2 protein-coding genes are annotated in these 1217 nt (G+C 62.6%); both read left to right on the top strand.

Going from position 1 to position 1217, the window contains the following annotated elements:
- The coding region (locus tag JMF90_RS37785; RefSeq protein ID WP_236598135.1) for a CS1-pili formation C-terminal domain-containing protein at nt 1-671 on the top strand (671 nt) is incomplete at its 5' end.
- Nucleotides 658-1217: hypothetical protein (locus JMF90_RS37780; protein ID WP_201326413.1), on the top strand; the 560-nt coding region annotated here is incomplete at its 3' end. The genes JMF90_RS37785 and JMF90_RS37780, both read left to right, overlap by 14 nt.

Raw genomic sequence — 1217 nt, 5'->3', positions numbered from 1 at the left:
AAGGCTGGCTGTACGTGGCATTCGTGATCGACGTTCGTATAACTTCGTATAATGTATGCTATACGAAGTTATTACGCACGAACGGCAAGTCCGCTGCCGTATCCGGCAAAAGCAACGCCTTCAATGGCGAGTCCGCGGTGATTGTGGACCTGGCATCCGATTTCGAGGAGGTCAAGGTGCGTGCGCAGGACACCGCGGGGGGCAGCATTGAACTGCGCCCGGGTCGCAATCTGGTTCCCGTGTCGGCCTATCGCGCGGGTCGACTCCAGTATTTCTTCGATCGATCGCAGGCGCCGGCGGCGACGCTGCAGCCGGCCGTGACCCATTACCACCTGAACAAGGGCGGCGTCGGGTACGAGAAGGTGCACGTCATGAAGACGATGACGGTGATCGGCCGACTGGTCGACCATGCAGGCAATCCGGTGCGAGCCGCTCACCTGTCCAGCCCCGCGGGCCGGTCGGTCACGGAGGCCGACGGATTTTTCGCGCTCGAGGTGAGTCACGCCAAGCCGGTCGTCAAGGTCGAGAAAGGGGGCAAGCCGCTCTGCACGCTTCACCTGAAGCCGCAGGACCATCAAATGGAAGGGGACTCTCTGATTGTCGGGGAGTTGGAATGTGAACAGGAGCAGACCAATGCCGATTCAGCGGAGAACCATGATGAACAGGGGTAATCAGAAGGGTAGCGCCAACCGCGGCGTGCGCGCATCGACCGCCCGAGCGCTCATCGTGCTCATGCGATGGCTGGCCGGTTCGGTGTTGGTGCTAGCCGGCGCAACCGTCGCGCGTGCCGCCGATGTGTCGATCGAGGCTGAATATCTGCCCGGTGCGCAGACCCAAGGCGAAAACGGCTTTCGCAATATCACGAGGCCGGCAGGCTTTTGTGCGGCCGATCCGGGTGGCTGTGCAGGCGTGACGACTGTCGATCTGCCGGTGGGCGATGTGAGTTACGGTGCGCTCGATAGCGGTGCGACTGGGCAGGATGGCGTCTATCTTCGGGCGCCGGCCAATCCGATTCGTGTCGAACTCAGGGACGAACGCACGAACCGGGTCACTGCGGTCACGTTCCGGGTCGTGGGCATGTTCGGGCAATACACGCTCCGGCCCGATGTGTACCAGCTGACCGGTACGCCGGCAGGAAGCGCCGAAACGGCGCATGCGGCCCTTTGGAATGGAGGTGGCTGGCTACAGCCGCCGGCAGGATGTACGGCGCTCTCCGT

It is taken from the genome of Burkholderia sp. E168m23 (assembly GCF_016586125.1).
Classification (GTDB): Bacteria; Pseudomonadota; Gammaproteobacteria; order Burkholderiales; family Burkholderiaceae; genus Burkholderia; species Burkholderia orbicola.
This window is presented reverse-complemented; position numbering and strand designations above follow the sequence as displayed.